Genomic DNA, 17103 nt, shown 5'->3' with positions numbered 1-17103 from the left:
TTTAGCACAGCTCCAGCTGCAGGTTGTTGTCTTTAATCACCTTCAGCACGCCTGCGGGCGGCATGATATCGGTATAAACCGCATCGACCATACTAATGCTGCCCATGTTCACCATCGCATTACGGCCAAACTTCGAGTGATCCACCACCAGCATCACGTGGCGCGAGTTTTCGATAATCGCCCGCTTGGTGCGCACTTCATGGTAATCAAACTCCAGCAGCGAGCCGTCGCTATCAATACCGCTAATACCAAGAATGCCGAAGTCGAGGCGGAACTGGGAGATAAAATCGAGCGTCGCTTCGCCGATGATCCCGCCGTCGCGGCTACGCAGCTCGCCACCGGCGAGGATAATGCGAAAATCGTCTTTCACCATCAGCGTATTCGCGACGTTGAGATTGTTGGTCACAATCCGCAGGTCATTATGATCGAGCAACGCATGGGCCACCGCTTCCGGCGTCGTGCCAATGTCGATAAACAGGGTTGCGCCGTCGGGTATTTCGCTCGCCACTTTCCGCGCGATGCGCTCTTTTTCCGCCGTCTGGGTCGCTTTCCTGTCGTGCCACGAGGTGTTGACCGAGCTTGAAGGCATCGCCGCGCCGCCGTGGTGGCGGAGGATCATTTTTTGTTCCGCTAAATCATTCAGATCGCGACGAATAGTCTGCGGGCTGACGGCAAACTGCTCCACCAGCTCTTCGGTACTGACGTATCCCTGTTTTTTTACCAGCTCGATAATCGCGTCATGACGTTGTGTTTGTTTCATGAAATATCCCTGGGAATCTCTACGTTCGTTTTCGCACATTTAGCGTATCGACAAACGCCATTGCCAGCCCGACTGCCAGGCCCGCCACGTGCGCGCCATTGGCGATCGACATGCCGAAAACATCAAACCATCCTGCCACTAACCACACTAAAGAGAAGAGGATCAGACCGCGTTGCAGATAAATACCGCTCTGCGGGTCGCGCTCGCCGCGCAGCCAGACATAGCCCATTAATGCATAGACTACCCCCGACAAACCGCCGAACCACGGGCCGCTAACCTGATGCTGGACGAATCCGCTCAGCAGAGCGCTGATAATGGTAATCACCACCAGTTTGCCGCTACCGATGCGCTTCTCCACCGCACCGCCGAGGTACCACCACCATAGCAGGTTAAACAGAATATGCATCAGCGAGAAGTGCATGAAAGCATGGGTAAGATAGCGCCAGGCTTCGAATTTCAGCGATGGATCGTAGGGCCAGGCAAGCCAGATCATCATCGTCTGATCGCCCAAAACGTTTTGCAGTATGAAGACCAGGATACAGGCCAGCAAAATCGCCCACGTAAACGGCCCGGCGTTGTTACGCAAGGTAGCTAAAAACGGGAAGCGTTGATAATGCAATCCGCTATTGGTATGCCCCGATTGCCAGCTGGCGGCGAGATAGCGCGGGTCGGCCGGGTTTTCGAGAAAACGGGCCAGCTCGGCCTGCACCCGCGCGGCCTGGCTTTCATCAGCCAGCCAGACATCGCTCTGCGTGTGCTGTTGGATAGTCAGGATGACCCCCTGCGTCGCCATATAGTCGACAAACGCCTGGGCCACGCGCGGGTTGGCAAAAGAGGTAATCATTAACATACAGCGGATCGCTTATTCCACACAAAGGGGGCTAGTATATACCGTACCGCGCTTATAGCGAGCCGTGCGCGACTTCCGCCGGGAAATGACGATGCCAGGCGTCAAAACCGCCATCGACGCTGTAGACGTTCTCGAAGCCCTGCTGCAGCAGATACTGCGCGGCGCCTTTACTGCTGTTGCCGTGGTAGCACATCACCATCACCGGCGTCTCAAAATCGTTATCGCGCATAAAAGCGCCCAGGGTATCGTTGGTCAGATGAAACGCGCCCGGCGTGTGCCCCATGGCATAGCTTTGCGGATCGCGGATATCGACCAGCACCGCCTTCTGCTGATGCAGTTTCTGATGCGCTTCTTCTACATTGATACATTCAAATTGTTCCATGGTTCTCTTCTCTATTGCACTTCATGACGGGCGGTGACCGACCCTGATTTTACCCGCTAGTGTACCGTCAGGCGGTAAATAAACGCCAATATGTTACATGCATCACTCTGAAATGTTTTTTTGATGTTACCAAAAGCGCGTTTGTTTGCTATAGTGAGCGATATCGAACATTTATGAGCTTAAACGAAAGTGAACGAGGTGCGAGCGTGGAAATCAAAGATCTGATTGTGATAGGCGGAGGCATCAACGGTGCCGGTATCGCGGCAGACGCCGCCGGGCGCGGTTTATCCGTGCTGATGCTGGAAGCGAGAGACCTTGCCTGCGCCACCTCGAGCGCCAGCTCAAAACTAATTCACGGCGGCCTGCGCTACCTGGAACACTACGAATTCCGCCTGGTCAGCGAAGCGCTGGCGGAGCGCGAGGTGTTATTAAAAATGGCGCCGCATTTGGCCTTCCCGATGCGCTTTCGCTTACCACATCGCCCGCATCTGCGCCCGGCGTGGATGATTCGTATCGGTCTGTTTTTATACGATCATCTCGGCAAACGCACCAGCCTGCCGGGCTCGACCGGTTTGCGCTTTGGCGCGGAATCGGTACTTAAGCCGGAAATCGTGCGCGGTTTCGAATATTCCGACTGCTGGGTCGACGATGCGCGTCTGGTTCTTGCCAACGCCCAGATGGTGGTACGTAAAGGCGGCGAGGTTCGCACCCGCACCCGCGCTATCTCGGCAAAACGCGAAAACGGTCTGTGGGTGGTGGAAGCGGAAGATATCGATAGCGGCGAAAAATTCACCTGGCACGCGCGCGGTCTGGTTAACGCCACCGGCCCGTGGGTGAAACATTTCTTCGACGAAGGCATGCATCTGCGCTCGCCCTATGGCATCCGCCTGATCAAAGGCAGCCATATCGTGGTGCCGCGCGTGCACACCCAGAAGCAGGCCTATATCCTGCAAAACGAAGATAAACGTATCGTGTTTGTCATCCCGTGGATGGATGAGTTCTCAATTATCGGTACCACCGACGTCGAGTACAACGGCGATCCAAAAGAGGTGGCGATCGATGATAAAGAGATCAACTACCTGCTGAACGTCTACAACGCGCACTTTAAAAAGACGCTGTCGCGCGATGATATCGTCTGGACCTACTCCGGCGTGCGTCCGCTGTGCGACGATGAATCCGACTCGCCGCAGGCGATTACCCGCGACTATACCCTCGATATTCACGATGAGAACGGTCAGGCGCCGCTGCTGTCGGTATTCGGCGGCAAGCTCACCACCTACCGTAAACTGGCGGAACATGCGCTGGAAAAACTGACGCCGTATTATCAGGGGATTGGCCCGGCGTGGACCAAAACCGCCGTTCTGCCCGGCGGCGATATCGGCGGCGACCGCGACGACTACGCGGCGAAACTGCGCCGTCGTTTCGCGTTTATCAGCGAATCAATGGCCCGCCACTACGCCCGAACCTACGGTAGCAACAGCAAGTGGATCCTTGGCGAAGCGACGTCTCTTGCCGATCTGGGAGAAGATTTTGGCCACGAGCTTTATGAAGCCGAGCTGAAGTACCTGGTCGAACACGAGTGGGTTCGCAGCCTGGATGATGCTATCTGGCGCCGTACCAAACAGGGGATGTGGCTGAATGCCGAGCAGCAGGCGCGTATCAGCGAGTGGTTGGCGCAACATACGGGAAAGTCTGAACTGTCGTTAGCGTCCTGATATACCCCGGGCGGCGGCTGACGCCTGGCCCGGGCTACATCACCGCACACACAAAAACGGGGCCAACTGGCCCCGTTTTACTGATGCTTAACCGATTACAAACGAACCGGGTCGATATGCCAGATATGTTTGGCGTACTCCTGGATCGTGCGGTCGGATGAGAAATAGCCCATGTTGGCGATGTTCATCATCGCTTTATTGGCCCACTCCTCCGGATGGCGGTACAGCTCGTCCACCTTATCCTGGCAATCAACGTAGCTGCGGTAGTCCGCCAGTACCTGATAGTGGTCGCCAAAGTTGATCAGCGAATCCAGCAGGTCGCGGTAGCGGCCAGGCTCCGAAGGACTGAACAGGCCGGTGCCAATCTGCGTCAACGCCTGATGCAGCTCCTCATCCTGCTCATAATAGTCGCGCGGTTTATAGCCGTTGCTGCGCAGGGCTTCTACCTGTTCCGCGGTATTACCGAAGATAAAGATATTGTCCTCGCCAACATGTTCCAGCATTTCAACGTTAGCGCCATCCAGCGTACCAATGGTTAGCGCGCCGTTGAGCGCAAACTTCATATTGCTGGTACCGGACGCTTCCGTTCCCGCCAACGAAATCTGCTCGGAGAGATCCGCCGCCGGGATAATCAGCTGCGCCAGGCTCACGCTGTAGTTGGGGATAAACACCACTTTTAGCTTATCGCCAATCTGCGGATCGTTGTTTACCACCGCCGCTACATCGTTGATCAGATGAATAATATGCTTCGCCATGTAGTAAGCCGACGCGGCCTTGCCGGCGAAGATATTCACCCGCGGCACCCACTCCGCCTGCGGATCGGCTTTGATCCGATTGTAGCGGGTGATGACGTGCAGGATATTCATCAGCTGGCGTTTATATTCGTGGATGCGTTTGATCTGCACATCAAACAGCGCCTTAGGATTGACCACCACGTTCAACTGCTGGGCGATATAGTTCGCCAGCCGCTGCTTATTCTCAAGCTTGGCGCGGCGCACCGCCTGGTTCACCGTCGGATAATCAATATGCTGCTGCAGATCGCTTAGTTGGCTTAAGTCGGTGCGCCAGGTGTGGCCGATATTCTCATCCAGCACCTGCGACAGCGGCGGGTTCGCCAACGCCAGCCAGCGCCGCGGCGTGACGCCGTTGGTGACGTTGGTAAAGCGCATCGGGAAAATCTTCGCAAACTCGGCAAACAGCGACTCGACCATTAAGCGCGAATGCAGCTCGGACACGCCGTTGACTTTATGGCTGACGACAACCGCCAGCCACGCCATACGCACCCGGCGACCATTGGATTCATCAATGATCGAGGTACGGCTCAGCAGCGCGGTATCGTTGGGATACTGCTCCTGCAGCGTCTTGAGGAAGTAATCGTTAATCTCGAAGATAATCTGCAGATGGCGCGGCAGGATTTTCCCCAGCATATCGACCGGCCAGGTCTCCAGCGCTTCGCTCATCAACGTATGGTTGGTATAGGAGAAGACCTGGCAGGTCACCTCGAAGGCTTCATCCCAGCTAAATTTGTGCTCATCGATCAGCAGACGCATCAGCTCAGGGATCGACAGCACCGGATGGGTGTCATTGAGGTGAATGGCTATTTTCGCCGCCAGATTGTCGTAGGTGCGGTGCAGCTGGTAGTGGCGGCTGAGGATATCCTGCACCGTCGCCGAGACCAGGAAATACTCCTGACGCAGGCGCAGCTCGCGCCCGGAATAGGTGGAGTCATCCGGGTACAGCACCCGCGAAACGTTCTCGGAGTGGTTCTTATCTTCCACCGCCGCAAAGTAGTCGCCCTGGTTGAATTTACCGAGGTTGATTTCGCTACTGGCCTGCGCGCTCCACAGACGCAGGGTGTTAGTGGCATCGGTATCGAAACCGGGGATAATCTGATCGTAGGCTTCAGCGATAATCTCTTCGGTCTCTATCCAGCGGGTATTTTTTCCTTCCTGCTGCACGCGGCCGCCGAAACGCACTTTATAGCGCGTATTGTGGCGTTCGAACTCCCACGGGTTGCCGTACTCCAGCCAGTAATCCGGCGACTCTTTCTGCCGCCCGTCGACGATGTTCTGCTTAAACATCCCATAGTCGTAGCGGATACCGTAGCCGCGGCCCGGCAGGCCCAGCGTCGCCAGAGAATCGAGGAAGCAGGCGGCCAGGCGCCCTAAACCGCCGTTGCCTAAACCGGGGTCGTTTTCTTCATCAATAAGCTCTTCCAGATCGAGCCCCATATCGGCCAGCGCATTATTCACGTCTTCATAAATCCCTAACGACAGCAGCGCGTTAGAGAGGGTGCGGCCAATCAAAAACTCCATCGACAGATAGTAAACCTGCCGCACTTCCTGCGACAGCTGGGCGCGGTTTGAACGCAGCCAGCGCTCGACCATGCGGTCGCGAACGGCGAACAGGGTGGCGTTCAGCCATTCGTGTTTGTTGGCGATCGCCGGATCTTTTCCGATGATAAACATCAGCTTATACGCGATAGAATGCTTTAACGCCTCAACGCTCAGCGTGGGTGATGCATAACTAAAGGGTGCATTCATAGCCATAGCTCCTGTGGTTACATCAAGCGTTGATACAGTTCACGATAGGATTTCGCCGCCACCTGCCAGCTAAAGTCCATATTCATCGCCTGACGCTGAACGTAGCGCCACAGCGATGGCCGCGACCACAACACAAAGGTGCGCCGGATGGCCCGCAGCAACGACACCGCGTTACTGTCCTCAAAGACAAAGCCGCTGGCGACGCCGTCGGCGAGGTTTTCCAGCGAACAGTCGGCCACGGTATCGGCGAGACCGCCGGTGCGGCGCACCAGCGGCAGGGTGCCGTATTTCAGGCCATACAGCTGAGTCAGGCCGCACGGTTCAAAGCGGCTGGGAACCAGAATCACATCGGCGCCGCCCATGATGCGGTGCGAAAACGCCTCGTGATAGCCAATCTGCACGCCGACCTGGCCCGGATGTTCGGCGGCGGCGGCGAGGAAGCCCTCCTGCAGGACCGGATCCCCGGCGCCGAGCAGCGCCAGTTGCCCGCCCTGCTCCAGCAGGCCCGGCAGCGCCTCCAGCACCAGATCCAGCCCTTTTTGGCTGGTCAGGCGGCTCACCACGGCGAACAGCGGCGCTTTGTCATCCACCTTCAGCCCCATGGCGATTTGCAGCTGCCGTTTATTCTCGGCTTTCTCTTCCAGGCTATCGCGGTCATAGCGCGCCGCCAGCAGCAGATCGCTTTGCGGATTCCAGATAGCATCATCGACACCGTTAAGGATGCCGGACAAGCGGCCCTCGTGTTGGCGCTGGCGCAGCAATCCTTCCATGCCGTAGGCATATTGCGGTTCGGTGATTTCCCGCGCGTAGGTTGGACTCACCGCCGTGATATGGTCGGCATAGTACAGCCCGGCTTTGAGGAACGAGATCTGACCGTTAAATTCGAGGCCGTGCATGTTATAGAACGACCACGGCAGTTCTATCTCATTCATATGCCAGGAGTAAAACATTCCCTGGTAGGCGAGATTGTGCACCGTAAACACCGATTTCGCCGGACGGCCGCGCGCCGCCAGATAGGCCGGCGTCAGGCCCGCGTGCCAGTCATGGGCGTGCACCACCTCCGGGCGCCAGAATGGATCCAGCCCGCAGGCCATTTCGCTCCCCACCCAGCCGAGCAGCGCAAAGCGCAGCACGTTGTCGGTATAGGCATTCATGTTGGCGTCGTGATACGGGCTCCCCGGACGATCGTAGAGATGCGGCGCGTCGATCAGATAGATACCGACGCCGTTAAAATGGCCGAACAACAGGGTGATGCGCCCGGCAAAGGTATCCCGGCGGGTGACGACCTGCGCGTCGGTAATCCCGCGGCGGATATCCGGATACCCCGGCAGCAGCACGCGGGTATCCACGCCGTCTGCGATCTGCGCCGCAGGCAGCGCGCCGATAACGTCAGCCAGACCGCCGGTTTTTAACAACGGGAACATCTCTGAACATACGTGTAAAACCTGCATTATCGCTCCTGTTTGTGCCCCAGTTTCCGCAGCATGTCGCGCGTAACCAGCACGATCCCTTCTTCTGAACGATAGAAGCGGCTGGCATCTTCTTCCGCATTCTCCCCAATGACCATCCCTTCCGGGATGACGCAGGCGCGATCTATCACGCAGCGGCGCAGGCGGCACGAGCGCCCGACCCAGACATCCGGCAATAAGACTGCCGAATCAATGTTACAAAACGAATTCACCCGCACTCGCGGGAACAGCACCGACTGCACCACCACCGAGCCCGAGATAATGCAGCCGCCGGAAACCAGCGAGTTCAGCGTCATGCCGTGGCTGCCGGAGCGGTCCTGGACAAACTTCGCTGGCGGCAGCGATTCCATATGGGTACGGATAGGCCAGTGCTGGTCGTACATATCCAGCTCCGGCGTCACCGAGGCCAGGTCGAGGTTGGCCTTCCAGTAGGCTTCCAGCGTCCCGACATCGCGCCAGTACGGCTCGGCTTGCGGGTCGGATTGCACGCAGGAGAGCGGGAAAGGATGTGCATAAGCCATGCCAGCTTCGGTAATTTTCGGGATGATATCTTTGCCGAAGTCGTGGCTGGAGTTTTCGTCGAGATCGTCGGCGGCCAGCAGTTCATAAAGGTAATCCGCATCAAAGACATAGATGCCCATACTGGCAAGCGAGCGGGTAGCGTCGTTCGGCATCGCCGGCGGGTTGGCCGGTTTCTCGACGAACTCGATGATCTTCTCGCTTTCGTCGACCGCCATCACGCCAAAGGCGGATGCTTCTTCGATGGGCACCGGCATACAGGCGACGGTGCAGCGCGCGCCTTTTTCGACATGGTCGATCAGCATGCGCGAGTAATCTTGTTTGTAGATGTGGTCGCCGGCGAGGATCACCACATATTCGGCTTTATAGCGACGAATAATGTCGAGGTTCTGCGTCACCGCATCGGCCGTACCGCGATACCAGTTTTCACCGTGTACCCGCTGCTGCGCCGGCAGCAGATCGACGAATTCATTCATCTCTTCGCTGAAGAAAGACCAGCCGCGCTGGATATGCTGCACCAGTGTGTGCGATTGATACTGGGTAATCACGCCGATGCGGCGAATACCTGAGTTAAGACAGTTAGATAACGCGAAGTCGATAATACGGAACTTACCGCCAAAGTGGACGGCAGGCTTCGCGCGCTTAATGGTTAAATCCTTAAGCCGGGTACCACGCCCGCCAGCAAGGATCAGCGCCACCGATTTGAGAGGAAGTTGACGCGCCAGCATCAACGGATCGTTCTTTTCTAGCCCAACCATGATTAACTCCTTTTGATTCCCCTGCTTCACGGCCCATTCATCATGAACGCGCCGAAAACCCCCAGGGACTACGACCTTTGAAATACGCAAACTCCGTGCGCGGGCCCATGCCAGACAGCCATGATGACCGGATTATCCTCTCCGGCGAATGGAGGAACGGCGCGCCACTCCCCCGCAGGTAAAACCATATCCGCCACCTCCGCGGTGGCATTCAGCGCGATCAACCAGCGATCGGATAACAGGATTTGCAGCCGCGCGGCGCCATGTTGCCACTCGTCGGCGTTTAACGGTTCTCCGCGCTGATTGAGCCAGCTCACGTTGCCGTCCTGCTCCTGCCACCACTGATTACGGGTTAATGCCGGAATGCGCCGACGCAGGTGGATAAGCGCGGCGACAAACGCGGTTAACCCGTGATTTGCCCGCCGCCAGTCCAGCCAGGTCAAGGCATTGTCCTGACAGTACGCATTATTGTTGCCGTGCTGGCTATGGCCATGCTCATCGCCCGCCAGCAGCATCGGCGTTCCTTGCGACAGCAGCAACGTGGTCAGGAGCGCATGTACGCTATCGCGCCGCCGCTCAATCACGGCAAGATTGGCTTCTAATCCCTCTATACCATGATTATTGCTGTAGTTATTGTTAGTCCCATCGCGATTCTCTTCGCCGTTTGCCTGATTGTGTTTCTGATTGAAACAGACGCAATCACGTAGGGTGAATCCATCATGCGCCGTGATCAGATTGATCGTCGCCGCAGGCCGTTTGCCATCGCGGGCAAAGAGATCGCTGGAGGCGGCGAAGCGCTGGGCGAAGTCACCCAACGACACGTTTTGTTGCAACCAGAAACGGCGCGCGGTATCGCGAAAATGGTCGTTCCATTCGGCAAACAGCGGTGGGAAGTTCCCCACCTGATAACCGCCCTGGCCAATATCCCAGGGTTCGGCAATCAGCTTGAGCGCCGACAATACCGGGTCGCGGCGAATGGCCTCAAACAGCGGCGCGTCCTGACGAAATTCCGGCGTACGCCCCATCACCGACGCCAGGTCGAAGCGAAAACCGTCAACGTGGCATTCATCAACCCAAAAGCGCAGGCACTGCAGGGCATACTCCACCACGCCAGGATGACTGAGGTTGAGCGTGTTACCGCAGCCGGTCCAGTTGTGATAATCGCCGTCGTCCCTGATCCAATAATAGCTGCGGTTATCGATACCGCGCAGGGAGACTGTCGGCCCTTCAAGATCGATTTCCGCGCTATGGTTCAGCACGATATCGAGGATCACCTCAATACCCGCCGCGTGCAGCGCCTTCACCGCATCGCGGAACTCATCGAGCGCCCGCTGCGGCTGGCTGGCGTAGCGCGGCTCCAGCGCAAACAGCGCCAGCGGGTTGTAGCCCCAGTAGTTGCTCAGCCCCATCCGCTGCAGGCGGGGTTCGCTGGCGAACTGCGCCACCGGCATCAGCTCCAGCGCGGTAATACCCAGACGGCGAAAATAATCGATTATCAGCGGGTGGCCCAGCGCCTGATAGGTGCCGCGGATCGCCTCCGGCAGCTCCGGATGCAGCCAGGTCAACCCTTTGACGTGGGCTTCATAAATGACCGTTTCGCCCCACGGCGTGCGCGGCGGTTTATCGCCGAGCCAGTCGTAATGCAGATCGACCACCTGGGATTTTGGCGCAATGGCTGCGCTGTCGCGGGCATCCGGTTCATACATACCGCCATGCAGACGCTCGTCGTCCAGCAGTTCGCCCGCCACCTGATGCGCGCAAGGGTCGAGCAGCAGCTTGGCCGGATTGAAGCGATGCCCCTGCGCCGGATCCCACGGCCCATGCACCCGATAACCGTAGCGTAGCCCCGGACGCGCATCGGCCAGCCAGCCGTGCCAGATATCGCCGCTGCGCGCCGGGAGGTCGTAGCGCCGCTCGTTGCCCTGCTGGTCGAACACGCAGAGCTCCACCCGCTCGGCGTGGGCGGAAAACAGGGTGAAGTTCACCCCTTTGCCGTCATAGCTGGCGCCCAAAGGCGTCGGTTTTCCCGCGGCAAGCGTCGTCATCAGGCCTCCCGTACCAGCCAGATGGTCGCCAACGGCGGCAGGGTAATCGACAACGAATGCTGACGGCCATGGCTGGCGACGGGCTCGCTCTCAACCACGCCGCCATTTCCGGCGTTACTGCCGTGATAATGCATCGAGTCGGTGTTCAATTCTTCGCGCCAGCGTCCCGGCTGGTTGATGCCGAAACGGTAGTTGTGCCGCGGCACCGGGGTAAAGTTGCTGGCGACGATAATCTCATTGCCGGCTTTATCGCGGCGCACAAAGATAAATACCGAACGCTCATGATCGTCGACCACCAGCCATTCGAAGCCGTAGGGATCGAAATCAAGCTCGTGCAGCGCTTTATGGTGACGGTAGGTGTGGTTCAGGTCGCGCACCAGTCGCTGGACGCCGTGGTGCCAGTTGTCGCCGCCCTCCAGCAGATGCCAGTCGAGACTGGCGTCGTGGTTCCACTCGCGGCCCTGGGCGAATTCATTGCCCATAAACAGCAGCTTTTTGCCCGGAAAGGCGAACAGCCAGCCGTAGTAGGCGCGCAGGTTGGCAAAGCGCTGCCATGCGTCCCCCGGCATGCGGTCGAGAATCGATTTTTTGCCGTGCACCACTTCATCGTGGGAGAGCGGCAGCACGAAGTTCTCGGTGTAGTTGTAGAGCATGCCGAAGGTCATTTTGTCGTGATGGTAGCGACGATGGACAGGATCGAGCTTCATATAGTCCAGCGTGTCGTGCATCCAACCGAGATTCCATTTGAACCAGAAGCCGAGGCCGCCGTCGGCGGGCGGGCGCGTCACGCCGGCAAAATCGGTGGACTCTTCCGCCATCGTTACCGCCCCTGGCGTCTGCTCGCCGAGAATACGGTTGGTGTTACGCAGAAACTCGATCGCTTCGAGATTTTCCCGCCCGCCGTATTCGTTGGGGATCCACTCGCCCGCTTTACGGCTATAGTCGCGGTAGATCATCGACGCCACCGCGTCGACGCGCAGCGCATCAATGCCGAAGCGCTCGATCCAGTACAGCGCGTTACCCACCAGGTAATTGCTGACTTCGCGGCGGCCATAGTTATAGATAAGAGTATTCCAGTCCTGGTGATAACCTTCGCGCGGATCGCTGTGTTCATACAGCGAGGTGCCATCAAATGAGGCCAGCGCAAAATCATCCGCCGGAAAATGACCCGGAACCCAATCGAGTATCACGTTAAGGCCTGCGGCGTGGGCGGCATCGATGAAATAGCGGAAATCTTCACGGGTGCCGAAGCGGCGTGTCGGCGCGTAGAGGCCGGTCGGCTGGTAGCCCCAGCTGCCGTCGAACGGGTGTTCGTTCACCGGCAGCAGTTCGAGGTGGGTGAAACCCATCCATTTTGCGTAAGGCACCAGTTGGTCCGCCAGTTCGCGGTAGCTAAGCCAGAAGTTATTGTCGGTATGGCGGCGCCAGGAACCGAGGTGCACTTCATAAATAGAGATCGGCGCATCAAACTGGTTCGCGGCTTTGCGCGCCGCCGGCTGTTCGACTTTTGGCGGCAAATCGCAGATAAGCGACGCGCTTTCCGGGCGCATCTGCGACTCGAAGGCGTAAGGATCGGCTTTGACCCGTAGATTGCCATGAGCGTCGATCAGCTCGAATTTATACAGCTGGCCATTAAGCGCGCCGGGAATGAAGAGTTCCCAGATACCGGACTCTTTACGCAGGCGCATCGGATGACGTCGGCCATCCCAATAGTTAAATTGCCCCACCACCGAGACCCGGCGGGCGTTTGGCGCCCAGACCGAAAAGCGCGTACCGGTGACGCCATCCATGGTGTCAGCGTGCGCGCCCAGGGTTTCGTAAGGGCGCAGGTGCGTTCCCTCGGACAACAGCCAGGCATCAACGTCCTGCAGCAGCGGGCCGAAACGGTAAGGGTCGTCAATCAGGTTTTGCTGTCCGTGCCAGGTGACGGCCAGCTGGTAGCGAAAAGCGTTTTTACGCCGCGGCAGCAGGCCGCTAAAGAATCCGCGCGAGTCGAGGCATTCGAGTTTGCCGACTTTACGCCCGGTTTTCGGTTCAATAACCCACACTTCGGTGGCATCTGGTAATAATGCGCGAACTTCCAGCCCCGCCTCGGTGCGGTGCATGCCAAGCACGGAAAAGGGATCCGCGAAATGACCTGCAATCAGCGCATTAATCACGTCTCTATCGATTCGATTCGACATGCTTTCATCCTGTTGTAAGTGTCGCCCTTTCCTGTAACCGGCGACTTTTTTGACCTGAACGGCGCAGCACCAACGTGCATCCTCCTGCTCCGTCCCACCTTCAGGTAAGGAACTCCTTACTTAAAGCATAGCCAAGGCTGCGTTACCTCCGTGGGGAAAAATCCAACATCCGCGTTTACTCCTTGTATTACGCAAAAAAAAGGGGTGTATCCACACCCCTTATCGTTTGTCCTGCGTTTACGCCAGCTGTCGTAGCATGCGGCGCAACGGTTCGGCGGCGCCCCACAGCAGCTGGTCGCCGACGGTAAAGGCCGACAGGTACTCAGGACCCATGTTCAGTTTACGCAGGCGCCCTACCGGGGTGGTCAGGGTGCCGGTCACCGCGGCTGGGGTCAGCTCGCGCATGGTGATGTCGCGATCGTTTGGCACCACTTTAGCCCACGGGTTATGCGCGGCCAGCAGCTCCTCAACGGTCGGGATAGAAACATCTTTCTTCAGCTTGATGGTAAACGCCTGGCTGTGGCAGCGCAGCGCGCCGACGCGCACGCACAGACCATCGACCGGGATCGGCGACGCGGTGGCGAGAATTTTGTTCGTCTCCGCCTGGCCCTTCCACTCTTCGCGGCTCTGGCCGTTATCAAGCTGTTTGTCGATCCATGGGATCAGGCTGCCCGCCAGCGGCACGCCAAAGTTATCGACCGGCAGGTCGCCGCTGCGGGTCAGCGACGTCACTTTGCGCTCGATATCGAGAATCGCGGAAGCCGGGTTCGCCAGCTCGCTTGCCACGTGGCCATGCAGTTGGCCCATCTGGCTCAGCAGTTCGCGCATATGACGCGCGCCGCCGCCGGAAGCCGCCTGGTAAGTCGCCACGCTGACCCACTCCACCAGGTCATGGGCAAACAGGCCGCCGAGGGACATCAGCATCAGGCTCACCGTACAGTTGCCGCCGACGAAGGTTTTGATGCCGTTATTCAGGCCAGCGGTAATGACATCCTGGTTAACCGGGTCGAGAATAATGATCGCATCGTCTTTCATGCGCAGCGAAGACGCCGCGTCAATCCAGTACCCCTGCCAGCCGCTTTCGCGCAGCTTCGGGTAAATCTCGTTGGTGTAATCGCCGCCCTGGCAGGTAACAATAATGTCCAGCGCCTTCAGCGCTTCCAGATCGAATGCATCCTGAAGCGTCCCCCCGGTACTGCCGCCGAATGACGGCGCGGGCTGACCCAGCTGAGAGGTGGAGAAGAAAACAGGGCGAATGGCGTCGAAATCACGCTCTTCCACCATGCGTTGCATGAGAACAGAGCCGACCATTCCACGCCAACCGATAAAACCAACATTTTTCATAACGTATTCCTGCGAGGTGTGTGCTGTTAGTGCCAGGCCAGTTTCCAACTGGGATGTCCTTCACATTACAAAATGCAGCTAAAGTCGCAAGTGAAATTAATCAATGATTGCGCGCCAATCAGAAAAGCAACTTATCCCACACTCCGCCCACCGTCGCTGGTAGTCATAAAAAGCGTAAAGATTATCGAGCAAATAACCCGCGTAATGGAATATTTTCCGTCGCTATTTTATTGATCCTGATTATGGATTCAGCGCGAAAAATATCGCTTTCACGCTTGCGAAAAAAAACGGATAAAGCCTTGTGCCGCAAGGCCTGACGAGCAATACGAACATTGTCGTAGCGCTGATATTCACGGCAAAAGGAAGTGGAAAAGAGGGAAAAAAAGCGTGTTACCGAAGAGAATTCAGGATAAGCGGCATTACCCTGATTTTTCCCCGGATACCGTGGTGGTGTCCGGGGAAATTATTTTTGCTTAGCTCAGCAGCTGGAAGGCAATCATCCCGACGATGGCGCCGGTGGTGCCAAGGATGGTTTCCATCATCGTCCAGGTTTTCAGCGTCTGCGCTTCGCTGGCGCCGGTAAACTTACCGAACAGCCAGAAGCCGGCATCGTTCACGTGGCTCACTACGATCGAACCACCCGCGATACAGATGGAGAGAGCCGCCATTTGCGCGCCGCTGTAGTTCAGTTGCTCAATGACCGGCATTACCAGGCCGACCGCCGTCAGACACGCCACGGTCGCGGAGCCCTGAATAATACGTACGGCAGCCGCCAGCACGAAGCAGGTAATCGCAATCGGCAGACCCAGGCCAGTCAGCGCTTCGCCGAGCGCCGGGCCGACGCCGGAGTCAACCAGTACCTGCTTGAAGACGCCGCCTGCGCCAATCACCAGCAGAATAATACCCGCCGGCTGCAGCGCCGCGCCGCAGATCTCCATCACGCGATCTTTCGCCATCCCCTGACGTACCGCCAGGCCGTAAATCGCTACCAGGCAGGCAACCAGAATCGCGGTGAATGGGTGGCCGATAAACTCGAACCATTCATAGGCGGTGGATCCCACCGGCACAAAGCGCGCGGCGATGGTTTTCAGGCCGACCAGCACCAGCGGCAGCAGAATCAGCGAGAGGCTAAAGCCGAAGGACGGCATTTTACCTTCGCCGAGATGCGGTTCGCTGATATCGTCAGGAATGTGCAGCTCAACGTAGCGGCTGATGAAGTTACCCCACAGCGGGCCGGCGATAATCATCCCCGGAATAGCGGCGCAGAGACCAATCAGGATCATCCAGCCGAAATCGGCGTGCATCTGCGAAGCCAGCAGCATCGGCGCGGGCCCCGGCAGCAGGAATGCCGCGGCGGCGGCTACGCCGGCGAACAGCGGGATCACCAGCTTCACGAGGTTAGTGCCGGTATGGCGCGCCATGGAGAACGCGACGCTAATCAGCAGCACGATCGCCACTTCGAAGAACAGCGGCAGCGCGCAGATAAGGCCGGCCAGGCCTATAGCATAATGCGCGCGGTTGTGGCCGAAGGACTTCAGCATTTTCACCGCAATTTGGTCGACCGCGCCGGTTTCATGCAAAATTTTACCGAACATCGCGCCCAGCGCGACGACTATCGCCAGGAAGCCCAGCGTGCCGCCCATCCCTTTTTCCATCGTCGCCGCGATTTTATCCAGCGGCATACCGGAAAAGAGACCTGCGCCAATAGAAACCACCATCAAAGCCACGAAGGCGTGCATACGCGCCTTCATGACTAAAAACAGCAGCAGCAATACCGAGCCGACTGCTGTTAAAACAAGCGTTAAAGTACTCACTAGTTACTGCCTTTGTTAATCACCTCAATGGTGCTGGCGACCACGCCTTCCAGTGACTGGTCGATATCGACGATAAGCACATCGCTTTCGTCAGCGCCTGGTTCCTGCAGTGTTTCAAACTGCGTCACCAACATTTGGGTTTTGAAGAAGTGCCCTTTACGCGCCTTCAGACGGCTTTCAATCACGTCGAAGTCGCCTTTCAGGTAGATAAAGGAGAGGTTCGGGTTGCCCTTGCGCAGAATGTCGCGGTAGCTTTTTTTCAGCGCTGAGCAGACGATCAGCGAAACTTTGTTGGTGCGCTGCATGGCAAATGCCGCGTCATTCAACGCCTGCAGCCACGGGGTGCGATCATCGTCGTTCAGCGGCTCGCCGGAAGCCATCTTGGTGATGTTGCTGCGCGGATGCAGAAAATCGCCATCGAGAAACGCGGCTTTCAGTTGATGCGCCACTTCGCTGGCGACGGCGGATTTACCACTGCCGGAAACGCCCATCAGGACATAGACGTGGTGATCATGGTTAGTCGTGCTCAAAGCGTCCTCCCACTGGACTGGTACGCCGCGCCGGGGCTGACTGATACAGCGCGAAAGCGGCGTACTGGTTAATGATTACGGGCAAGTGTTACGGGTAACTGTTATCGGTAACATTGTCATGCCGGACCCTGGGAGAAGCAATAACCATTCGTGTCAGATGTGAATATGTGTGATCTACTTCAAACTTGTCG

12 protein-coding genes are annotated in these 17103 nt (G+C 57.6%); 1 reads left to right on the top strand and 11 read right to left on the bottom strand.

Annotated features, from left to right (window positions below; genetic code table 11):
• Position 1: 1 nt before the first annotated feature.
• Genes ABLV08_RS06290 through glpE form a run of 3 tightly spaced genes read right to left on the bottom strand, consistent with a single transcriptional unit; the run spans position 2 to position 1992 of the window.
• Positions 2-760, bottom strand: coding sequence for a DeoR/GlpR family transcriptional regulator (locus ABLV08_RS06290; RefSeq protein ID WP_015369351.1), 759 nt, complete (start codon positions 758-760; stop codon positions 2-4).
• A 19-nt stretch (positions 761-779) separates the two neighbouring features.
• Positions 780-1610 (bottom strand): rhomboid family intramembrane serine protease GlpG, encoded by an 831-nt coding sequence (gene glpG, locus ABLV08_RS06285; RefSeq protein WP_015703685.1) that lies wholly within the window; start codon positions 1608-1610, stop codon positions 780-782.
• Positions 1611-1662: 52 nt separating this feature from the next.
• Complete coding sequence (gene glpE / locus ABLV08_RS06280; protein ID WP_015369349.1) at positions 1663-1992, bottom strand: thiosulfate sulfurtransferase GlpE; 330 nt, start codon at positions 1990-1992, stop codon at positions 1663-1665.
• 206 nt (positions 1993-2198) lie between these two features.
• Between glpE and glpD the strand changes: the two genes are divergently transcribed.
• Positions 2199-3707 (top strand): glycerol-3-phosphate dehydrogenase, encoded by a 1509-nt coding sequence (glpD, locus tag ABLV08_RS06275; protein WP_348855665.1) that lies wholly within the window; start codon positions 2199-2201, stop codon positions 3705-3707.
• 95 nt (positions 3708-3802) lie between these two features.
• Here the strand turns inward: glpD and glgP are convergent, their stop codons facing one another.
• The 8 genes from glgP to gntK form a co-directional block, all read right to left on the bottom strand.
• On the bottom strand, positions 3803-6250 hold the full coding sequence (gene glgP / locus ABLV08_RS06270; RefSeq protein ID WP_015369347.1) for a glycogen phosphorylase: 2448 nt from the start codon (positions 6248-6250) through the stop codon (positions 3803-3805).
• Between the two features lie 17 nt (positions 6251-6267).
• The gene (gene glgA / locus ABLV08_RS06265; protein WP_015369346.1) at positions 6268-7701 is read right to left on the bottom strand and encodes a glycogen synthase GlgA; all 1434 of its coding nucleotides are present in this window, start codon (positions 7699-7701) and stop codon (positions 6268-6270) included.
• Complete coding sequence (gene glgC, locus ABLV08_RS06260) at positions 7701-8996, bottom strand: glucose-1-phosphate adenylyltransferase (protein ID WP_015703688.1); 1296 nt, start codon at positions 8994-8996, stop codon at positions 7701-7703. Before glgC ends, glgA begins: the two co-directional genes overlap by 1 nt.
• Positions 8997-9064: 68 nt before the next feature.
• Positions 9065-11041, bottom strand: coding sequence for a glycogen debranching protein GlgX (glgX, locus tag ABLV08_RS06255; RefSeq protein WP_319840764.1), 1977 nt, complete (start codon positions 11039-11041; stop codon positions 9065-9067).
• Complete coding sequence (glgB, locus tag ABLV08_RS06250; RefSeq protein ID WP_015703690.1) at positions 11041-13224, bottom strand: 1,4-alpha-glucan branching enzyme; 2184 nt, start codon at positions 13222-13224, stop codon at positions 11041-11043. The genes glgX and glgB overlap by 1 nt, the downstream gene beginning before the upstream one ends.
• Positions 13225-13461: 237 nt before the next feature.
• A complete protein-coding gene (gene asd / locus ABLV08_RS06245; protein WP_015369342.1) occupies positions 13462-14568 on the bottom strand; it encodes an aspartate-semialdehyde dehydrogenase in 1107 nt (368 codons plus the stop codon).
• 473 nt (positions 14569-15041) lie between these two features.
• Positions 15042-16382, bottom strand: coding sequence for a gluconate transporter (gntU, locus tag ABLV08_RS06240; protein ID WP_015369340.1), 1341 nt, complete (start codon positions 16380-16382; stop codon positions 15042-15044).
• Positions 16382-16912 (bottom strand): gluconokinase, encoded by a 531-nt coding sequence (gene gntK / locus ABLV08_RS06235; RefSeq protein WP_015369339.1) that lies wholly within the window; start codon positions 16910-16912, stop codon positions 16382-16384. The genes gntU and gntK overlap by 1 nt, the downstream gene beginning before the upstream one ends.
• Positions 16913-17103: the final 191 nt, after the last annotated feature.

The organism is Klebsiella sp. CN_Kp088 (assembly GCF_040064335.1).
In the GTDB taxonomy this organism is placed as follows: domain Bacteria; phylum Pseudomonadota; class Gammaproteobacteria; order Enterobacterales; family Enterobacteriaceae; genus Klebsiella; species Klebsiella aerogenes.
This window is presented reverse-complemented; position numbering and strand designations above follow the sequence as displayed.